This window comes from Pseudomonas sp. P5_152 (assembly GCF_033989915.1).
GTDB lineage: Bacteria > Pseudomonadota > Gammaproteobacteria > Pseudomonadales > Pseudomonadaceae > Aquipseudomonas.
Genome location: NZ_JASFAH010000002.1, coordinates 2,583,357 through 2,604,176 on the forward strand (window position 1 = coordinate 2,583,357; position 20,820 = coordinate 2,604,176).

The following is a 20,820-nucleotide window of genomic DNA, read 5'->3' on the forward strand; positions in this document are numbered from 1 at the left end:
AATGCCTACGGACGCCACGCAAAGGTGCGTTTACGACATGCTGGAAAATGGCAGGCCGCACTCAATCCTTAAAACGCTGGAGATCCTTGTGGGACCGGGCTTGCCCGGGAAGCGGTGTGTCAGGTCCATAAATGTTGGCTGTGCTGGCCCCATCGCGGGCAAGCCCGCTCCCACACAGTTATGCGGCGATATTGCGGACGAGTAACAGAAGCAGAAAATGTAGCGGATACAAGGCATACGCCCAACGGCGCATCGGCGGTGGCTTGAGATGTTTGGTATGTCGCAACAAGACCAGACCCAGCAATGGCGCAATCAGGCAGACACCAAGAGCAACCACCGCCACCGGGTTACCCAGACGGATGGCGGCAATCAACACCTGCCACTGATTCGCCGCCAGGCAGACCAGCCCCGGCAACACCGCCCAGTACCAGGGCCGACGAATCACCAGCAATGTCGCCAATGGCAGCAACACCCCAAAAACGCCAAACATCAGTCGCTCACTGAACAGCGTCGCCAGCAGCAGCGCGACCAGCCCCAAGCCTCGCGCCTGCAGGTCCTGGTACAGCCAACCACGGGCCACCAGCAGCCCCAGCGCCAGCGTAGGCAATACGTTCAGGACATCAGGCTCGGGGATGAACAGGCGGTAGGGAATTTCACTGACCAGGCTAAACAGCAGCAACCAGCCCAGGTAACACCACTGACCGCCGGTCGGCGCTGTCGGTGTACGTGCCAGGTTGACCGCCATCGCCAGGCAGAACCAGGGAAACGCCAGGCGCCCCGGCACATAGAGCACATCGAGCGGCCAGCCGACATAGCGCAGGTGATCGAGGACCATGCTCAACAGTGCCAACCATTTGAGCAGATCGAGTGCACCGTCACGTTGCGTCACGTGCATAATTGCCCCTCGACTGTGTAGTTTTCTGACAGACACATCGCGTGTGCTCTCCGGACGATCTTCGGTAAAGTGCGCACCATCATTGACCACGAGCCGCTTCACCATAAGCGCCTCGACCACGGAAGCCGGCCATGACCGATAAGAGCCAACAATTCGCCAGCGACAACTATTCCGGCATCTGCCCTGAAGCCTGGGCGGCCATGGAACAGGCCAATCAGGGCCACCAGCGCGCCTATGGCGACGATGAGTGGACCGCCCGCGCCTCGGACTATTTCCGCAAACTGTTCGAAACCGACTGCGAGGTGTTCTTCGCCTTCAATGGCACCGCCGCCAACTCCCTGGCCTTGTCGTCGTTGTGCCAGAGTTACCATAGCGTGATCTGCTCGGAAACCGCCCACGTCGAAACCGACGAATGTGGCGCCCCGGAGTTCTTCTCCAATGGCTCCAAGTTGCTCACGGCGCGCACCGAAAACGGCAAGCTGACGCCGGAGTCAATCCGCGAGATCGCCCTCAAGCGCCAGGACATTCACTACCCCAAGCCACGGGTGGTGACCCTGACCCAGGCCACTGAAGTCGGCAGCGTCTACACCCCGCAAGAAATCCGCGCCATCAGTGCCACCTGCAAAGAGCTGGGCCTGAACCTGCACATGGACGGCGCGCGCTTCTCCAACGCCTGCGCGTTCCTCGATTGCTCGCCGGCCGACCTGACCTGGAAAGCCGGGGTCGACGTGTTGTGTTTTGGCGGCACCAAAAACGGCATGGCGGTGGGCGAGGCGATTCTGTTCTTCAACCAGAAACTGGCCGAAGACTTCGACTACCGCTGCAAACAGGCCGGGCAACTGGCATCGAAAATGCGCTTCCTCTCAGCGCCGTGGGTCGGCCTGCTGGAACACGACGCCTGGCTCAAGCACGCCCGCCACGCCAACTACTGCGCACAACTGCTGGCAGAACTGGTCAGCGACATTCCCGGCGTCGAACTGATGTTCCCGGTACAGGCCAACGGCGTGTTCCTGCAACTCTCGGAGGCCGCCGTGGCAGCACTGACCGCTCGCGGCTGGCGCTTCTACACCTTCATCGGTAAAGGCGGCGCACGCTTCATGTGCTCCTGGGACACCGAGGAAGAGCGGGTGCGGGAATTGGCTGCGGACATTCGCGAAGTGATGTCCCGCTAAAGCGTTGGTTTACACCGCTCCCCCGTGGGAGCGGGCTTGCTCCGGGCGGCGTTCCGACGATGAGGCCAGCACATTCAACGTTGATGTCACTGACAGTCCGCTATCGCGAGCAAGCTCGCTCCCACAAAAGCCAACATCATCCCCTCCTATTGCTTGCTCCTCGTCTACATTGTCTGTCGAGCCCTTACGCTCACATAACAATAAGCAGGAGCACGCGCATGTCACTTCAAGGCAAAACCCTCTTCATCACCGGCGCCAGCCGTGGCATCGGCCGTGAAATTGCGCTGCGTGCCGCCAGGGATGGGGCCAATATCGTCATTGCCGCGAAAAGCGCGGAACCCCACGCCAAGCTGCCCGGGACTATTTTCAGCGTGGCGGAGGAAGTCGAGGCCGCCGGCGGCAAGGCACTGGCGCTGCAGGTGGATGTGCGCGATGAAGTGGCAGTGCATGCGGCACTGGCCCAGGCCAACGAGCATTTCGGTGCCATCGACGCGCTGGTCAACAATGCCGGGGCGATTAAGCTGACAGGCGTGCAGCACATCGAACTCAAGCGTTTCGACTTGATGCACCAGATCAACACCCGCGCCGTGCTGCTGTGCAGCCAGGCCGCCCTGCCCTACCTGAAAAAGTCCAGCGGGCACATCCTCAACCTCTCACCGCCGCTGAACCTCGCCAGCAAATGGTTCGCCCAGTACAGCCCCTACACCGTGACCAAGTACGGCATGAGCATGCTGACGTTGGGCATGAGTGAGGAATTCAGGAATTACGGGATCAGCGTCAACTCGCTATGGCCACAGACGATGATTGCCACCGCCGCGATCGAGTTTCAGTTGGGGTCGAGGGAGTCGTTCAAACATGCACGCACGCCTGCGATCATGGCCGACGCCGCCCACGTCATTCTGAGCAGTGCAAGCCGCAGCTTGACCGGGCGCTTGCTTATTGATGAGGAAATACTGCGGGAAAGCGGTGTGACGGAGTTCGAGCACTACCGCTTCGCGCCTGACAGCAGCGACAAGCTGATGACGGACCTGTTTATTGACTAAACACCCTCCCCTGTAGGAGCGAGCTTGCTCGCGATGGACGTCAACGATGACGCTGGCAACCTGGCACCCCGCGGCGTTCTCAGGTTCATCGCGAGCAAGCTCGCTCCTACAGGTTGCGCGACTTACTCAGAACTCGATCCGCACGTCCCCCTTCGGCACGCTGCAGCACGACAGGATGAACCCTTCGGCCTCGTCTTCCTCGGTGATCCCGCCGTTGTGATCCATCTCCACCTCGCCCCCCAGCTTCATCACCTTGCAGGTCCCGCAGATGCCCATGCCGCAAGCCTTGGGAATCAGCAGGCCAAGCTTGGCCGCCGCCGCGTGCACGGTTTCTCCCGGGGCCACGCGAATGCTTTTGCCGGACGCGGTGAACTCCACCTGATGCAGGTCGGCGATGTCGATTTCCGGAGCGTCGGCTGCTTGTTCGGCTTGCTCCACGGCATCGGCACGAGCTTCCGGCGGCGTGGCGCCGAAGGATTCCTCGTGATAGCGCGTCATGTCGAAGCCGGCAGCCTCCAGTAGGCGCTTGACCGCATTCATGTACGGCGTCGGACCGCAGCAGAACACTTCACGCTCGAGGAAGTCCGGCGCCATCAATTCGAGCATTTTATGGTTCAGGTAACCGCGATAGCCGGCCCAGGGCTCGCCCAGGCCGTGTTTCTCGCAAATCAGGTGCAGGCTGAAGTTATCGATCCGCGACGCCATGTGCTCCAGCTCGCGGTGATAAATGATGTCCTTGGGCGAACGGGCGCTGTGGATAAACACCATGTCGACATTGCCATTGGTGTCATAGAACCAGCGCGCCATCGACATCACTGGGGTAATGCCGACACCACCGCTGAGGTAGAGCACCTTCGGCGCGGTGAAGTCCATGGCGTTGAACAGCCCGACCGGCCCGTGCACCGCCAGTTCCTGACCTTCGTGCAGGGTGTCGTGCAGCCAGTTGGAGACCTTGCCGCCCGGCACCCGCTTGATGGTCACCGAAAAGCTGTAGGGCACCGACGGTGAGCTGGAGATGGTGTACGAACGCATGATCGGCTGGCCGTCGATTTCCAGCTCCAGGGTGACAAATTGCCCCGGTTTGAAGAAGAACATGATCGGCTGGTCAGCCATGAAGCAAAAGGTGCGCACGTCCCAGGTTTCCTGGATGACTTTGACGCAACGGACAATGTGTCGACCATTGGCCCAGGTCTGGGTGGTTACCGGGTTCAGGAAGCTGTTGGACATGCTGATCTCCACGGCCGACTGTCGGCCTCATGTTGGCGATTTTGCGTATAGCGCCGACCGGCCATTTACCTATCTGCGACATTCACATGCTTATCGCGACCAGCCCCTTGCTACCGGGGGTTGAGCGTCGGGAACAGAGTGGGCCATGTCGCTCGTGGATAAGGTTCTGGGCGGCGGCAGCCCCACACTCGCCTCAACAGATAAACACTGTTTGTGTCTTGCGTAGCAACCGTATCAGCCACTATTCGCCGGCCACACAGAATGGCCATGAGGACTCAATCGATGGACGTCACCGCAAAAATCAGCCTGGGCGATCCTCTGGAACCCGCACGCAAGGCCACCGCCCAGATGCTGCAGGAACGTGAGCGCACGTTCTCGTTGCCGCAGCCGTTCTACTCCGATGAGCGGCTGTTCGATATCGACATGCAGGAAATCTTTCAGAAAGAATGGTTGATCGCTGGCATGACCTGCGAAATCCCGACCAAGGGCAACTACCTGACCCTGCAGATCGGCAAGAACCCGATCATCGTGATTCGCGGTGCCGAGGGGGTGGTGCATGCCTTCCACAACGTCTGCCGCCACCGTGGCTCGCGCCTGTGCACCAGCGATAAAGGCAAGGTCGCCAAGTTGGTCTGCCACTACCACCAGTGGACCTACGAACTCGACGGGCGCCTGCTGTTTGCCGGCACCGAGATGGGTGACGACTTCGACATGAAGCAGTACGGCCTCAAGCCGGTGAACGTGAAGACCGCGGGCGGCTACATCTTCATCAGCCTGGCGGAAAATCCGCCGGCCATCGATGACTTCCTGTCGACGCTGAATCACTACATGGAACCGTACGACATGGAAAACACCAAGGTGGCGATCCAGACCACCTTGTTCGAAAAAGCCAACTGGAAGCTGGTGCTGGAGAACAACCGCGAGTGTTACCACTGCAACGCCTCGCACCCTGAACTGCTGAAAACCCTGCTCGAATGGGACGACGTCACCGACCCCCGTGCCGACCAGGCGTTCAAGGACCACGTGGCCGCTTCTGCCGCCGCCTGGGACGCCGAGAAGATTCCGTATGCCCACGCCAGCTTCGGCCTGCGTAACCGCATCGTGCGCATGCCGCTGCTCAAGGGCACCGTGTCGATGACCCTGGACGGCAAGCAAGGCTGCAAAAAACTCATGGGCCGCATCCAGAACCCGGACCTGGGCTCGATGCGCATCCTGCACCTGCCGCACTCCTGGAACCACTGCATGGGCGACCACATCATTGTGTTCACCGTGTGGCCGATCAGCGCCCAGGAAACCATGGTCACCACCAAGTGGCTGGTGCACAAGGACGCCGTCGAAGGCGTCGACTACGACGTCGACCGCATGCGCCAGGTGTGGGACGCCACCAACGACCAGGACCGGCGCCTGGCCGAAGAGAACCAGCGTGGCATCAACTCCACCGCGTACCAGCCTGGGCCGTACTCCAAGACTTACGAGTTCGGCGTGGTGAACTTCGTGGACTGGTACAGCGAGCGCCTACTGAACAATCTTGGGGCCGAGCCTGCGCCGTACCTCAAAGGAGTTCCGGTCCAAGGCTAAAAGCATCGCGGGCAAGCCCGCTCCCACAGGATTTGCGTTTGAACACATTATTTGTGAACAACAGAGATCACTGTGGGAGCGGGCTTGCCCGCGATGAGGCCCTCCCTTTCACTAGTTTCTTCCGCTACGCCACCCTCATCCTTAGAACTGTACGAAATATGATCTATTGCGTTCAGAGCTATATCGCGCGCGCCTCCCAGCCTTCAGTGAACAAGTTATCCACAGCTCCACCCACAGCAAATGGGGACAACTGTGGAAAGGCTGAAAGTTTTCTCCACAGAAACTGAAGAAAATCCGTGACTTATCCAAATGAGTGGTTTTCGTCAGCCATTGGATGTTTTTTGATCGAAAGCCTGTAAGCCACGGTCTGTATGGCTCGTAGCGGACCGCGAACACCTTATCCACAGAAGCGCCAACAGAGTTTGGGGGCAACTTGTGCGTCGTGGTCATTCCTTGTGGAAAACCCCGCCCAAGCTGCATATTTCGCGGGTTTGAGTAGCTTTCGAAGGGTAAAGAACGGCATTTGGCTATTTATTGATCGAATCCTTGAAAGCATTGATCTGTATGGCTTACAGCCGACAGCAAACATCTTATCCACAGAAACGCCAACAGAGATTGGGGGCAAGTCTTGAACAAGGGATCGCCTCGCCCAATGAAAAAAGCTCGAAAAAACAACCACTAGCACTGGTTGTTTTTCGTACAAAGGCTTGCAGGGCTTGCTGTGCAGGGGGTGTAGCGATGGGTAAACATGTTATCCACAGAAGCGCTAACAGGGATTGTGGGTAATTCCGCCTGCGCCGGTAACATTCCTAGGAATGGCGTATAGAGTCGGCAGTGTCGCCCAGGCCAGCCGCTTGCGGGTTTTCGCCTCGGGGCACCACCACGACACTTTTCAGTGGGTCAGGAGCCCTCCCCGGCACCTGACCAGGCGCTTGCCTGCGGAGCAAGTTCCACCCACTGGCCTCCTTGGTCGCCTCCCACAACACACGCCATCTTGACTGCCCATTACTGGAGGCGGTCGCCATCCATGTCCGAGCAATAACGTAATTCTGTTTGACTGCACCTACCCCCGTGAGAACCTGGCTGCCAATGATTCCCACGTTAGATCCCAGCGACATCCCGGTAGCAGGCATCTGCGCCGCTATCGCCGCAGGGACGCCTACTGCACGGGCCGGTACACCCGTAGCGCCTCCCCAAAAGCTCATCGCATTGCCAATACGCGTCAGCATGCTTTGGGGTTTGCCCGCTACGATTGCCGCTGCCGACCTGTTGATCGCAGCCCCGGCAAAGATGGTATTCAAAGCAGTTCCTACAGCATTCCCCAGCAGAGAAAACCATGCCCTACCGGATGGATCAACCCGGGTCATGGGTGAGCCCGAGCAATACGCATACGGATTCAATCCCCCCGCACCAAACGGACTCAACCGGTCCGGGCTATGAAAGCGCATCAACACCGGGTTATAGACCCGATGACCATTGCCCAGGTGATACCAACCAGTGGGATGTTCACCAAGTTGCCCATTGAAACCCAGGCCCGCACTGGTCGCACGCAAGCTACTGGGCGAGCCATAGGCGGTGTAAGCGCGAAGGTTCGGACCGCTGCGGTCCAGTTCGGCGAGGATCGATTGTTGCAGATCGGTCGCCAGCAACAGGGTGCGCGTGGTTGCTGGCGGATGGGCAGGACAGGGGGCGTTTCCGGCGGTGGGCATCAGGTGGCCTCGCATCGATCCAGACGCCCCGCAGTGCTGCTGCGGGGGCTTAATCCATACTTATCAACCTAACAAAAGCGCGTGCAATGCAACACTAGCAGTTCTGCTAGGGCGCCTTCAGGACTAGCGAACAACGCCCTCTTCAATCAGCAGCTTGAGGATCGCCTCGGCGCCTTCCTGGGCAGACACGCCCTTGAGCACCTGGCCACCGCCGCCACTGGCCTTGGCCGTGGCCGCCTTCATCCGGTCGGCACCGCTTTTGGCCTTGATCACTTTCAGGCGTTTAGGCCGTGACTTGGCCGCTTGCAGCGTGGCGACGGCGAGCAGTTCGTCGTCGAGCACTTCAACGTCTTCAGCCTGCAATACCCCGCGTCGCGCCGGGCCGAACGCACTTTGCCGAGGCTTGGGCGCGGCGTTATCCACCGTCGCCAGAAACGGTAAGCGGACTTTCAAGCGCCGCCGCTGACCGCGGGGCAAGGCTTGCAGCACCAGGGCTGAACCACCGTCGATGGACTCGACCTGCGCCAGCCCCACCACCAGCGGCCAGCCGAGGCTTTCGGCCAGCAGGAACGGCAACATGCCCGAGCCTTCACCGGTTTCCGCCTGGCTGCCGGTCAGCACCACCTGGGCACCTGCGCCGCGTAAATAGTCGGTCAAGGCCGGCAACGCATCGGCACCCGCCGGGTGTTCCAGCACATGCAACTGTTCCAGGCCCATGCCCAGATAGGCGCGCAACGCAGGCTCGGCGACGTCGCCGGCATGTAGCACTTGCAGGCCGTCCCCCGCCAGTTGCAGACCGAGTTCGACCGCCCGCGCATCCTGCTCCGCGCGACGTGGCCGACCGGAAGTCGGGTGGGCGCCAATCGACACCAGGCTGATGATTTTCGTGCTCATGACCCTTTCCTTCCCTTAAGCCGCATCGCGCTTGGCACCGTTGCGGTAAGCCTCTACCGCCGCGATCAAGGCGTGAAGAATCTCGGCGCTCTCACCGATCACCGACAGGTCGGCCCGCTTGATCATGTCGCATCCGGGGTCCAGGTTGATCGCCACCACCTTGTCGCAGGCACCGATGCCTTGCAGGTGCTGGATCGCCCCGGAAATCCCCACCGCCACGTAGACCCGCGCGGTGACCCAGGTGCCGGACGCCCCGACTTGACGGTCGCGGGCCATGAAGCCGTCGTCCACCGCCACCCGCGAGGCGCCTTCGGTGGCACCCAGCGCAGCGGCGGTCTGGTGGAACAACGGCCAATCCTTGACCCCGTTGCCGCCCGAGAAAATGAACTCGGCTTCGGCCATTGGAATCGCTGCCGGGTCCACTGCCACCGCCCCCAGATCTTCAATACGCGAAAGACTGCGAGCCACGGTTGTGGATAACTCCACCGGCAAGGCTTCGTGGCGGGTTTCGCTGACCGGTTCTGCACATTCGACGGCGCCCAGAATCAAGCGTGCGAGCGGTCGTGCCAGGTCTTGCAACCCGGCACCGGCGCGGCCGATGCATTGCTGATCCTTGACCTGCCAGACCCGTGTGGCCGGGCGTTCGCCCAGGGCGGCGGCAAAGCGTCGACCCAGTTCACCGCCACCGGTACGACTGTCCGGCAGCAACCAGTGACGTGGGCTGAATTGGTTATCCACAGCCCGCAGGCCCTGGACCCGTTGTTCCGGTGCATAACCGTTGAACTCGTCCCCCTCGAGTACCAGCAGGCGATCGACGCCAGCCGTAGCGAAGGCGCTCTCTTTGTGTTCGCCGAAGACCACGGCCAGGACGGCACCGTCGTTGCCGGCCAATTGATGAGCCAGGCCCAGCAAGTCGCGGTCATGGCTGCTCAAGCGGCCGCCGACCATGTCGGGCACCACGCTGATGTAGAACGCAGGGACCACTACCTGATGCAGCGGCAATTGCACTTCCACGGCGGCAGTACGCTTGGTCGCGCCGCCCTGCTGGGCGCCGCTACGGTCAATGCGCTTGATCCCGTTGGGGCCGATGAAGCCGATGCCATGGGGGTTCTTGCGGATGACGCCGTTAGGCCCCATCCAGCTGTGTTGCGCCGGCTGCATGGCCGCGTGCAGCGGGTGCAGGCGGTTGCGGGCGATCCATTCGGCACGGGGGTCGCGGCGGATTATGTCGCTCATCAGTGCACCTGCGCAGGTTTACGTTGAGCCGGCGTGATCGGCTTGCTCGGCGCTTGGTCTTCAAGCAACGCATCGGCCACCAGTTCGGCAATGTCCTTGATCAAAGGTCGCGGCTCGACCACCCCTTCCAGCATCGCCGTGCACTGCGGGCAGCCCACGGCCACCAGTTCGGCACCGGTCTCGCGGATGTCTTCCATGCGCATGTCGGGAATCCGCTGCTTGCCCGGAATGTCAGTGATCGGCGCACCGCCGCCACCGCCGCAGCAGCGCGAGCGGAAGCCGGAGCGTTGCATCTCTTTGACTTCGATACCGAGGGCGCGCAGCACTTCACGCGGCGCCTCGTATTCGCCGTTGTAGCGACCGAGGTAGCACGGGTCGTGATAGGTCACGCTGTCGCCCTTGTGCTGGCCGAGATTCAGCGCGCCGGCGCCGATGATTTGCGCCATGTAGGTACTGTGGTGCTGCACCAGGTAGTTGCCATCGAACGCGCCGTATTCGTTTTTCAGCACGTGGAAGCTGTGCGGATCGCACGTGACGATGCGGTTGAAGCTGTACTTGGCCAGGGTCTGGATGTTGCGTTTGGCCAACAACTGGAAGGTCGCTTCATCGCCCAGGCGTCGAGCCACGTCACCACTGTCGCGCTCTTCAAGGCCGAGCACGGCAAAGTCGATTTTCGCCGCTTTCAGCACTTTGACGAACGCGCGCAGGGTGCGTTGGTTGCGCATGTCAAACGCCCCGTCGCCGACCCAGAACAGCACGTCAGTGGATTTCTTTTCGCTGAGCAGATTGAGGTTCAAGTCCGCCGCCCAGTTCATCCGCCCACCCGGGGCGAAGCCGCCCGGGTTGTCGGTGGCGATCAAGTTCTCCAGGACCTCGGCGCCCTTGTTCGGGGTCGCACCTTTTTCCAGGGTCAGATGGCGGCGCATGTCGACGATCGCATCGACGTGCTCGATCATCATCGGGCACTCCTCGACACAGGCGCGACAGGTGGTGCACGACCATAGGGTTTCGGCGTCAACCAGGCCGTTGACGATCGGCTGATGCGGATTACCCGCGTGCTCGCCGATGGCTTTACCCGGATACGGGCTGCCGGCGAACTTGGCATCGGTGCCTCCGGCCAGGCCGACCACCATGTCCTGAATCAGTTTTTTCGGATTCAACGGCTGGCCGGCGGCAAACGCCGGGCACGCGGCTTCGCACTTGCCGCACTGCACGCAGGCGTCAAATCCCAGCAGTTGGTTCCAGGTGAAATCCTTGGGTTTTTCCACACCCAGCGGCGCCGACAGGTCGTTCAAATCCAGCGGTTTCAAACCGGTGGAACGGCCGCCACCAAAGCGTTCGGCGCGACGGTGCCAGGCCAGGTGCAAGGCACCAGCGAAGGCGTGCTTCATCGGCCCGCCCCAGGTCATGCCGAAGAACAGCTCAGACACGCCCCACAGCACGCCGATACCGAGGATGACCGCCAACAGCCAGCCACCGAAGTGTTCCGGCAGGATACCGGCCACCGGCAGGGTCACCAGGAAGAACGACGCCGAGAACGCCAGCAGGCTTTTCGGCAAACGCATCCACGGGCCTTTGGACAGCCGGGCCGGCGGGTTGCGCCGACGTAGATAAACGAAGATCGCACCGACGAACATCACTGCCGTCATCAACAGCAGCGCGTACCCCAGGAAGCGGTTATGCAGGCCAAATCCGTGGACCAGGATCGCCAGCACCGCGGACGCCACCGCACCGCCGGCCGTGGCGACGTGGGTGTTGGCGATGTACTTGTCACGCGCCACCACGTGGTGCAGGTCGACCATGTAGCGCTTGGGCATGGCCAGCAGGCCGCCGATCAGGTCGACTTTCGAAGCTCGGCCGCGACGCCACATGGCCACCCGCCGCAACGCGCCCAGAACCGCCAGGCCCAGGGCAGCGAAGAGCAGGATGGGAAGAATTGTGTTCAACATGGGTGTTGCTCCCAAAGACCTCAGGGTCTTGCAGGCCAAACTACCTGGATGCCTTGCCCGATTCCTTGTAGGAGCGAGCTTGCTCGCGAAAAACCTGAGAACGCCGCGCTAAGTCAGACTCCCCGCGTCTTCGTTCACGTCCATCGCGAGCAAGCTCGCTCCTACAAGGGTTATCCACAAGCCGTTAGAAATCCTTGCACAGCCGCAGGGCGTCATAGATCGCAGCATGCGTGTTGCGCTGGGCCACGCAGTCGCCAATGCGGAACAGCAGGTAGCCGTCGCCTGGTTGGCTCAACGAAGGCTGGGGCTTGATCGCGAACAGGGCTTCAACGTCCATCTGGCCCTTGTTGCGCGAACCTTCCTTCAGCGCGTAATAGATTTCTTCATCCGGACGCACGCCGTTTTCCACCACCACCTGGTCGACCACCCGCTCCTCCTTGGCGCCGGTGTATTCGTTCTCCAGCACGGCAATCAGCTTGTCGCCTTCGCGGTAGACCTTTTCCAGCATCATGTCGCCGGTCATGATCACTTCCTTGGGGTACATGCTGCGGTAGTAGGTCGGGAACGACGTACCGCCGACGGCCACGCCGGGCTTGATATCGTCGGTGACGATCTCGACCTGGCAACCCTTGTCGGCCAGGAAGTCGGCCACCGACATCCCGGTGAACTCACAGATGGTGTCGTAGACCAGCACGTTCTTGCCGGGCGCCACCTTGCCGTCGAGTACGTCCCAGCTGCTGACCACCAGGCCTTCTGCCGCGCCCCAGTGTTCGTTCTGCTCCAGGAACGGATGCCCGCCCACTGCCAGCACCACCACGTCCGGACGCAGGTCGAGAATGGTCGCGGCATCGGCAGCCACGCCCAGGCGCAGGTCGACTTTCAGGCGTGCCAGTTCCAGCTGGAACCAGCGGGTGATACCGGCGATCTGGTCCCGTTGCGGGGCTTTGGAGGCAGTCGTGATCTGCCCGCCGATGAATTCCTTCTTCTCGAACAGGGTCACGTCATGACCACGTTCCGCCGCTACGCGCGCAGCTTCCATCCCGGCTGGGCCGGCACCGACCACCACCACCTTGCGTTTCACGCCGGTGGATTTTTCGATGATGTGTGGCACGCCCATGTATTCACGGGACGTCGCGGCGTTCTGGATGCACAGCACGTCCAGGCCCTGGTACTGCCGGTCGATACAGTAGTTGGCGCCGACACATTGCTTGATCTGGTCGATCTGGCCCATCTTGATCTTGGCGATCAGGTGCGGGTCGGCGATATGGGCGCGGGTCATGCCGACCATGTCGACGTAGCCGCCTTCCAGAATCCGCGTGGCCTGGTTCGGGTCCTTGATGTTCTGTGCGTGCAGCACCGGAACCTTGACCACTTCCTTGATCCCGGCTGCCAGGTGCAGGAACGGCTCCGGTGGATAACTCATGTTCGGAATGACGTTGGCCAGGGTGTTGTGGGTGTCGCACCCCGAGCCGACCACTCCGATGAAGTCGAGCATGCCGGTGTCGTCGTAGTACTTGGCGATCTGCTTCATGTCTTCGTGGGACAGACCGTCCGGATGGAACTCGTCGCCGCACAGGCGGATGCCGACACAGAAGTCGTCACCGACCTCGGCACGCACCGCCTTGAGCACTTCCAGGCCAAACTTCATGCGGCCTTCGAAGGTGCCGCCCCACTCGTCAGTACGCTTGTTGACCCGCGGGCTCCAGAACTGGTCGATCATGTGCTGGTGCACGGCCGACAGCTCGACGCCGTCCAGGCCACCGGCCTTGGCCCGACGCGCGGCCTGGGCATAGTTGCCGATGACCCGCCAGATTTCTTCCGGCTCGATGGTCTTGCAGGTGGCGCGGTGCACCGGTTCACGGATGCCCGATGGCGACATCAGCGTCGGCCAGTTAAAACCGTCCCAACGCGAGCGGCGGCCCATGTGGGTAATCTGGATCATGATCTTGGCGCCATGCTTGTGCATGGCGTCGGCCAGGTTCTGGAAGTGCGGAATGATGCGGTCGGTGGACAGGTTGACCGAGCTCCACCATTCCTGCGGGCTGTCGATGGCCACCACCGAGGAACCGCCGCAAATCGCCAGGCCGATCCCGCCCTTGGCTTTCTCTTCGTAATACTTGACGTACCGATCGGTGGTCATGCCGCCGTCAGTGGCATACACCTCGGCGTGCGCGGTGCTGAGCACACGGTTGCGGATGGTCAGTTTGCCGATCTGGATCGGCTGGAACATTGCTTCGAAAGCCATGGCAGGATCCTCGACTTACAACGGCTTGACGGTGAACAAGCCGTCGTCGTGGCCTTCTTCCGAGCCACCGTATACCTGTTCGGCGACGGTGCGGATCTTGCTGCCGCGCGCCTGCAGGATCTGGTCCATGGCGCCGGCGAACCAGCCGGTGAACATGTAGTCGACCTTGCGTCCAACCTTGCCGTACACATAGACAAACGCCGAATGTTCGAGCTTGACGCTGGCGGTGCCTTTGTCGAGGTCGATGTCCTGGATCTTGAACAGGCCCCAGCCGCGCTGCGACAGGCGCTTCATGTAGTGCTCGAACACCGCGACGCCTTCCAGGCCGTGGCACTCAGCTTCCTTCTCGCACCAGTGCCAGGCGGACTTGTAGCCGGCCTTGTAGAGGATCTCGGCATAGGCATCGCTGCCCAGCACCTCCTCGATGCCCATGTGGTTGTTGACGAAGAAGTGACGCGGTACATACAGCATCGGCAAGGCGTCGGAAGTCCAGACACCGGTCTCGCTGTCGACTTCGATTGGCAATTGCGGGGCGATCTTGGCCATGGAAACTAAACTCCAGAAAAATTTTGGTGTTACCTGCGGCGCGGATGGCCGAAGGGCAGGATGCGGAAGTGCGGCGGTTTATTCGCCCCAGACATCCTTGAGAACGTTCACCCAGTTCTCGCCCATGATCTTGCGCACCACGCGCTCAGGATGGCCGCGCTTGAGCAGGGTCTCGGTAAGGTTCGGGAACTCGCCCACGGTGCGGATACCCAGCGGATTGATGATCTTGCCGAAGCTGGTCAGGCGGCGGGCGTAGCCCTTGTCGTGGGTCAGGTATTCGAAGAAATCCTGGCCATGGCCCTGGGTGAAGTCGGTACCGATACCGATGGCGTCTTCGCCGACGATGTTCATGGTGTATTCGATGGCTTCGGCGTAGTCGTCGATGGTCGAATCGATGCCCTTGGCCAGGAACGGCGCGAACATGGTCACGCCGACAAAACCGCCGTGGTCGGCAATGAACTTGAGCTCTTCATCGGACTTGTTGCGCGGGTGCTCCTTGAGGCCCGACGGCAGGCAGTGGGAGTAGCAGACCGGCTTTTTCGATTCGAGGATGACTTCTTCCGAGGTCTTGGAGCCAACGTGGGAGAGGTCGCACATCACGCCGACGCGGTTCATCTCGGCGACGATTTCCCGGCCGAAACCCGACAGGCCGCCGTCACGCTCGTAGCAGCCGGTGCCGACCAGATTCTGGGTGTTGTAGCACATCTGCACGATGCCAACGCCAAGCTGCTTGAACACCTCGACATAGCCGATCTGGTCTTCGAAGGCATGGGCATTCTGGAAGCCGAAGAGGATCCCGGTCTTGCCCAGCTCCTTGGCCTTGCGGATGTCGGCGGTGGTGCGCACCGGCATCACCAGGTCAGCGTTCTCGCGGATCAGTTTCTGGCTGGCGGCGATGTTGTTGATGGTCGCCTGGAACCCTTCCCACACCGACACGGTGCAGTTGGCCGCAGTCAGGCCACCCTTGCGCATGTCTTCAAACAGCTCACGGTTCCACTTGGCAATGATCAGCCCGTCGATAACGATGCTGTCGGCGTGCAGTTCGGCTGGGCTCATCAGGCTGTCCCCTTATTGGTGATTCATGCGCCGAATCGTCTGCCGGCGCTTTGGGTCAGCATATGCCTCGGTGCCTGGGCAGCCGGGTGCAAAAACGACAGGGGGTTTGCCGAAAGCGTCAATCCACGACAAAGGCTTACATCGCCGTCGGTTTGCCCGTCTGTTCTTTACCCCGCGCTTGGGCCAGAATCCGCCGCATCACTGGATGCTTCACGGAATTGGGACGACAGCTCAATGAAATCGATCTTCTTCGCATTGGCACTGATCGCGACCGGGGTACAGGCAGCTGAAGACGCTGACAACAACCCTTGCGATGCGGTCGAAAACGACGTCCAGACCCTGGAATGCTCGGCGTACAACAAGACCACCGCCGAACAACTGCTCAAGGACAACTACCAGGGTTTGCTGGAGCGGTTCAGGGCCGAGTACGCGAACAACAAGAGCCAACTGGCAGACATCACCAGCAAACTGCAGGTCGCCGAGCAGCTCTGGGTCAAGTCCAGGGACGCCGATTGCACAATCGCGCCATTCCCTGCCGCCGTGGGCAGCAAGGCCTACCTCATCGACCAGAACGACTGCCTGGCGAACAAGAGTGACGAGCGCTCGGAGTTCCTCGAATCGCTGGCGCAGTGACTAAGCCACATCCCTCAACGACTTATTGAAAAAGGCGAACTCCATGAAACTCTGCGGCATCGAAATCAAAGGCAGCGAAGCGATCATCGCCCTCGCCTCCCTCGACGGCCAGGCGCTCAGCCACGTCGCCATCGCCACCAAGAAAATCGCCCTGGACGATGACGACGACGCCGCCAACGTCAAACTGTTCGCCGCACAAGTCGCTTCGTTCGTCCGCGAGAACTCGATCGACCGCATCGCGATCAAGAAGCGCAGCAAGAAAGGCGAATTCGCCGGCGGCCCGACCACCTTCAAGATCGAAGGCATATTCCAACTGCTCGACAGCTGCGAAGTGACCCTGCTGTCACCCCAGACCATCAATGCGCAATCCAAGAAACACGACTTCGCCCTGCCGACCACCCTCAACAAGTATCAGCATGAGGCTTATAAGGCGGCGTGTTCGGCGTTGTTGAAGAAGTAGCCCCTGCATCGTGAACCCTAAGTCGCATCGGGAAGCGGACGCCGGCACTAGCAGTTCTGCTAGTAGGCCGCACAAACTGTTTGAGACACAATAAAACCCTGAATCACCGGCCTTTCAGGGAGCACCTGCCATGTGGAACCACAGCAAAACCCTGATCTGCCGCTACCGCTACGACCCACTGGATCGCTTGGCCGATTGCACCCAGACGACACAGGCCAGCTCCCAACGCTTCTACCTCAAGAACCGCCTGGTCACCGAGGTTCAAGGTGCGGTGTGGCGCTCGATCGTGCAGCACGAAGACCAACTGCTGGCACAGCATCAGCACCATAACGGCTCGCTGGAAACCCACCTGCTCGTCACCGATAAACAACGCTCGGTGCTGGCTGTCCTCGACGCCTCCCGCCCCCAACACCTAGCCTACACACCCTATGGTCATCGCCCTCCAGAGAACGGCTTGCTCAACCTGCTGGGCTTCAACGGCGAACGGCCGGATCCTGTAACCGGGCATTATTTGCTGGGCAATGGTTACCGGGCATTTAACCCGCAGCTGATGCGGTTCAACAGCCCGGACAGTTTGAGTCCGTTTGGGCAGGGTGGGTTGAATGCGTATGCATATTGCGATTGGGATCCGATGAATCAGTCGGACCCAAGTGGGCATTACAGCGTCTCTGGATTCTTTAAATTTATTGGACGCAAACTTGGTCTCCGACAATCGTCAAAGCGGCCGTTCCAACCGGATAAAATAATTGAGGGGGACGAGCGAGTACCAAGAGGAATGCCAATGGATAACATCAAGCAATGGGTATCTTCAACTTCTTCCAGTGCCGAGAGTGATCTGATTGGCTTCACTCAAATACCACGTTTAGGAGCAGTGCCAAAGAGAACCCTAGAAGCGCAGATTGTTGGTGCACAGAGAAGCGAAAACTTGATGAGGGGAATCATTGATAAAGAATATGTGCGTGCAATGAGCAGTAAAGGAAAGGACCTCGGCTACGTAGCAGACAGAAGTTCATACATCAGGAATCCAAGAAAAATAATGTGAAATGGTGGGTCAATGCAGTTTGGACCGTTGAATCATTCCCACGCATAGGATCGATCATGCCTTGGCGGTACGTCGATCCTCGCGCGGGCACCGCGCAAAGCGTGTCCGATAACTGCGGGTAAAGTACGACGGCGATTCAAAGCCGCAGGCGATGCTCACCTCCAACACACTCATGTCGGTCTGGCGCAGCAGTTGCCGGGCTTTTTCCAGGCGCAGGCCCAGGTAGAAATTGCTCGGCGTATCGTTGAGATGCAGGCGGAACAGGCGCTCCAGCTGACGGCGGGTGACCTTGATCGATTCCGCCAGTTCCAGGGTGCTCAGGGGCGGCTCGCTGTGCTGCTCCATTTCGCCAATCACCTGCACCAGCTTCTTGTTGCTGATGCCGTAGCGCGTGGCGATCTGCATGCGTTGGTGGTCCTTGCGCGGGCGAATGCGCCCCAGCACGAACTGCTCGCTGACCTCGATCGCCAGCTCTGGACCGTGGGCCTGGGCGATCAAGTCCAGCATCAAATCGATGGACGCGGTGCCGCCGGCCGAGGTGATGCGGCGACGGTCGATTTCGAACAGTTCCTGGGTCACGCTCAGCTGTGGATAAGTCTCCTTGAACGCCTCGATGGCTTCCCAGTGCAGGGTCACCCGATGGCCGTCCAGCAGACCCGCTTGGGCCAGGACAACACTGCCGGTATCGATCCCGCCGAGGGTGACGCCCTCGTGATCGAGACGGTGCAACCAGTGCTCCAGTGCCGGGTCGACGAACTTCAGCGGTTCGAAGCCGGCGACCACCAATAACGTCGCGCCTCTCTTCAATGGCTCCAGCGCCGCGTCGGCGTTGAGTGACATGCCGTTGCTGGCCAACACCGGCCCACCGTCGACGCTGAGCACGTGCCAGCGATACAACTCGCCGCGAAAGCGATTGGCGACCCGCAGCGGCTCGATCGCCGAGATAAAACCGATGGCCGAGAAGCCCGGCATCAACAAGAAGTAGAAATCCTGGGACATGGGGCGCACTCGATAAGCGGGTAACGTGAGGGCGGTAGCGTGTGGACGTTGATACGCCACTTGCCACAGGCATTCAAGAGCACAGGTCGCTGCAGTGCAAGAGCTGGTCGCCGTGGTGCGCTTTCATCGGCCTTGAGCTGCGTAACTTGGCATCACCGGCGCACAAAGACGACCGGACCCACAATAACGAACTGCCGAGGAACCTGAGATGAAACGACTGATCAGCTGCTGTGTTCTTGCACTCAGTGGTAGCGCCTTGCTGAGCGCCAGCGCCATGGCCGCCGACCCCGCTGCATGCCAGAACGTGCGCATGGGCGTGGTCAACTGGACCGACGTGATCGCTACCAGCGCCATGACCCAGGTCCTGCTCGACGGCCTCGGCTACAAGACCAAACAGACCAGCGCCTCGCAACAGATCATCTTCGCCGGCATCCGCGACCAGCGCCTGGATCTGTTCCTCGGCTACTGGAACCCGCTGATGACCCAGACCATCACCCCGTTCGTCGAGGCCAAGCAGGTCACAGTCCTGGCTGAGCCCAGCCTCAAGGACGCCCGCGCGACCCTGGCGGTGCCGACTTACCTGGCCGACAAGGGCCTGAAAAGCTTCGCCGACATCGCCAGGTTCGAAAAAGAACTGGGCGGCAAGATTTATGGCATTGAGCCCGGTTCGGGTGCCAACACCCAGATCAAGGCGATGATTGCCAAGAACCAGTTCGGCCTGGGCAAATTCCAACTGGTCGAGTCCAGCGAGGCCGGCATGCTCGCGGCGGTGGATCGCGCCGTACGGCGCAAGGAAGCCGTGGTGTTCTTCGGCTGGGCGCCGCACCCGATGAACGTCAATGTACAGATGACTTACCTGACCGGCAGCCAGGACGCCCTGGGTCCGAACGAAGGCTCGGCCACCGTCTGGACCGTGACCGCCCCCAATTACGCCAGCCAGTGCCCGAACGTCAGCCGCTTGCTCAGCAACCTGACGTTCACCGCCGCAGATGAGAGCCGAATGATGCAACCGTTGCTCGACCACAAGGACGCGTTCGAGTCGGCCAGACAGTGGCTCAAGGATCACCCGCAAGACCAGCAACGCTGGCTGGAAGGCGTGACCACGTTCGACGGCAAGCCGGCGGCCGAGAACCTGCAACTGACCAGCAAGTAAACCCCCGACTCAATCACCGTTTCGCAGCCGAGCGTGGCTGCGAACGGGCTCCCTATGCCCCACAAAACCGGCCTGAAGGAAACTGCCCCATGAACCACGACGTCATCATCACCTGCGCACTGACCGGTGCTGGCGACACGACCGCCAAGAGCCCCCACGTGCCGGTCACTCCGAAACAGATTGCCGCCGCCGCGGTGGAAGCCGCCAAGGCTGGGGCCACGGTGGTCCACTGCCATGTGCGCGACCCGCAGACCGGCAAGTTCAGCCGTGACGTGGCGCTGTACCGCGAGTTGATGGAGCGCATTCGTGAAGCGGATGTCGACATCATCGTCAACCTCACCGCCGGCATGGGTGGCGACCTGGAAATCGGCGCCGGCGAGAACCCCATGGAATTCGGCCCCAACACCGACCTGGTCGGTCCGCTGACCCGCCTGGCTCACGTCGAAGCCCTGCTGCCGGAAATCTGCACCCTGGATTGCGGCACCCTCAACTTCGGTGACGGCGACACCATCTACGTCTCCACGCCGGCGCAACTGCGCGCCGGGGCCAAACGAATCCAGGAGCTGGGGGTCAAGGCCGAGCTGGAAATCTTCGACACCGGCCACCTGTGGTTCGCCAAACAGCTGATCAAAGAAGGATTGCTTGACGATCCGCTGTTCCAGCTGTGCCTGGGCATTCCGTGGGGCGCGCCGGCCGACACCACCACCATGAAAGCCATGGTCGACAACCTGCCGGCCAATGCCGTGTGGGCCGGCTTTGGCATCGGTCGCATGCAGATGCCGATGGCCGCCCAGGCGGTGCTGCTGGGCGGCAACGTGCGGGTCGGGCTGGAGGACAACATCTGGCTGGACAAAGGCGTGCTAGCGACCAACGGCCAACTGGTCGAGCGCGCCGGCGAAATCCTCAGCCGCCTCGGCGCCCGCGTCCTGACCCCGGCCGAAGGGCGCAAGAAAATGGGCCTGGTCCAGCGCGGCTAAACCCAA

At 60.9% G+C, this 20,820-nt stretch carries 18 protein-coding genes; 8 read left to right on the top strand and 10 right to left on the bottom strand.

Features of this window, described 5'->3' with window-relative positions:
- Positions 1–178: 178 nt before the first annotated feature.
- Positions 179–895: a TraX family protein gene (locus tag QMK50_RS11830; protein ID WP_320333163.1), complete on the bottom strand. Its 717-nt coding sequence runs from the start codon at positions 893–895 to the stop codon at positions 179–181.
- Between the two features lie 131 nt (positions 896–1,026).
- On the opposite strand from QMK50_RS11830, the gene QMK50_RS11835 reads away from it, so the two are divergent.
- A complete protein-coding gene (locus QMK50_RS11835) occupies positions 1,027–2,067 on the top strand; it encodes a low specificity L-threonine aldolase (protein ID WP_095164344.1) in 1,041 nt (346 codons plus the stop codon).
- 218 nt (positions 2,068–2,285) lie between these two features.
- The gene (locus tag QMK50_RS11840) at positions 2,286–3,110 is read left to right on the top strand and encodes an NAD(P)-dependent oxidoreductase (RefSeq protein WP_320333164.1); all 825 of its coding nucleotides are present in this window, start codon (positions 2,286–2,288) and stop codon (positions 3,108–3,110) included.
- 126 nt (positions 3,111–3,236) lie between these two features.
- On the opposite strand, the gene gbcB is transcribed toward QMK50_RS11840, so the two are convergent.
- Positions 3,237–4,337 carry a glycine-betaine demethylase subunit GbcB gene (gene gbcB, locus QMK50_RS11845; protein ID WP_095164347.1) on the bottom strand — a complete coding sequence of 367 codons (1,101 nt, stop codon included), beginning with the start codon at positions 4,335–4,337 and terminating at the stop codon, positions 3,237–3,239.
- Between the two features lie 282 nt (positions 4,338–4,619).
- Between gbcB and gbcA the strand changes: the two genes are divergently transcribed.
- On the top strand, positions 4,620–5,915 hold the full coding sequence (gene gbcA / locus QMK50_RS11850; protein ID WP_320333165.1) for a glycine-betaine demethylase subunit GbcA: 1,296 nt from the start codon (positions 4,620–4,622) through the stop codon (positions 5,913–5,915).
- An 809-nt stretch (positions 5,916–6,724) separates the two neighbouring features.
- On the opposite strand, the gene QMK50_RS11855 is transcribed toward gbcA, so the two are convergent.
- The 7 genes from QMK50_RS11855 to QMK50_RS11885 form a co-directional block, all read right to left on the bottom strand.
- The gene (locus tag QMK50_RS11855; protein WP_320333166.1) at positions 6,725–7,639 is read right to left on the bottom strand and encodes an RHS repeat-associated core domain-containing protein; all 915 of its coding nucleotides are present in this window, start codon (positions 7,637–7,639) and stop codon (positions 6,725–6,727) included.
- A 108-nt stretch (positions 7,640–7,747) separates the two neighbouring features.
- Positions 7,748–8,518: an electron transfer flavoprotein subunit beta gene (locus QMK50_RS11860; RefSeq protein ID WP_159998309.1), complete on the bottom strand. Its 771-nt coding sequence runs from the start codon at positions 8,516–8,518 to the stop codon at positions 7,748–7,750.
- Positions 8,519–8,533: 15 nt separating this feature from the next.
- Positions 8,534–9,754: an electron transfer flavoprotein subunit alpha/FixB family protein gene (locus QMK50_RS11865; protein WP_159998311.1), complete on the bottom strand. Its 1,221-nt coding sequence runs from the start codon at positions 9,752–9,754 to the stop codon at positions 8,534–8,536.
- Positions 9,754–11,703, bottom strand: a complete 1,950-nt coding sequence (gene dgcB / locus QMK50_RS11870; protein ID WP_320333167.1) for a dimethylglycine demethylation protein DgcB — start codon at positions 11,701–11,703, stop codon at positions 9,754–9,756. Before dgcB ends, QMK50_RS11865 begins: the two co-directional genes overlap by 1 nt.
- Positions 11,704–11,887: 184 nt before the next feature.
- Complete coding sequence (dgcA, locus tag QMK50_RS11875) at positions 11,888–13,948, bottom strand: dimethylglycine demethylation protein DgcA (protein WP_095164363.1); 2,061 nt, start codon at positions 13,946–13,948, stop codon at positions 11,888–11,890.
- A gap of 15 nt (positions 13,949–13,963) precedes the next feature.
- On the bottom strand, positions 13,964–14,494 hold the full coding sequence (locus QMK50_RS11880) for a DUF5943 domain-containing protein (RefSeq protein ID WP_099550381.1): 531 nt from the start codon (positions 14,492–14,494) through the stop codon (positions 13,964–13,966).
- 78 nt (positions 14,495–14,572) lie between these two features.
- Positions 14,573–15,550 carry a dipeptidase gene (locus QMK50_RS11885; RefSeq protein WP_320333168.1) on the bottom strand — a complete coding sequence of 326 codons (978 nt, stop codon included), beginning with the start codon at positions 15,548–15,550 and terminating at the stop codon, positions 14,573–14,575.
- Positions 15,551–15,784: 234 nt separating this feature from the next.
- Here QMK50_RS11885 and QMK50_RS11890 point away from each other — a divergent pair, with 234 nt between their 5' ends.
- The 3 genes from QMK50_RS11890 (at position 15,785) to QMK50_RS11900 (ending at position 17,685) form a co-directional block, all read left to right on the top strand.
- Positions 15,785–16,183: a lysozyme inhibitor LprI family protein gene (locus QMK50_RS11890; RefSeq protein ID WP_320333169.1), complete on the top strand. Its 399-nt coding sequence runs from the start codon at positions 15,785–15,787 to the stop codon at positions 16,181–16,183.
- Between the two features lie 43 nt (positions 16,184–16,226).
- Positions 16,227–16,643, top strand: a complete 417-nt coding sequence (locus QMK50_RS11895) for a DUF3010 family protein (RefSeq protein WP_320333170.1) — start codon at positions 16,227–16,229, stop codon at positions 16,641–16,643.
- 130 nt (positions 16,644–16,773) lie between these two features.
- A complete protein-coding gene (locus QMK50_RS11900) occupies positions 16,774–17,685 on the top strand; it encodes an RHS repeat-associated core domain-containing protein (protein ID WP_320333171.1) in 912 nt (303 codons plus the stop codon).
- A 54-nt stretch (positions 17,686–17,739) separates the two neighbouring features.
- Here the strand turns inward: QMK50_RS11900 and QMK50_RS11905 are convergent, their stop codons facing one another.
- Positions 17,740–18,684 carry a GlxA family transcriptional regulator gene (locus tag QMK50_RS11905; RefSeq protein WP_095164371.1) on the bottom strand — a complete coding sequence of 315 codons (945 nt, stop codon included), beginning with the start codon at positions 18,682–18,684 and terminating at the stop codon, positions 17,740–17,742.
- 208 nt (positions 18,685–18,892) lie between these two features.
- Between QMK50_RS11905 and choX the strand changes: the two genes are divergently transcribed.
- A complete protein-coding gene (choX, locus tag QMK50_RS11910; RefSeq protein ID WP_320333172.1) occupies positions 18,893–19,837 on the top strand; it encodes a choline ABC transporter substrate-binding protein in 945 nt (314 codons plus the stop codon).
- Between the two features lie 89 nt (positions 19,838–19,926).
- Positions 19,927–20,814: a 3-keto-5-aminohexanoate cleavage protein gene (locus tag QMK50_RS11915; protein ID WP_159998321.1), complete on the top strand. Its 888-nt coding sequence runs from the start codon at positions 19,927–19,929 to the stop codon at positions 20,812–20,814.
- Positions 20,815–20,820 lie beyond the last annotated feature (6 nt).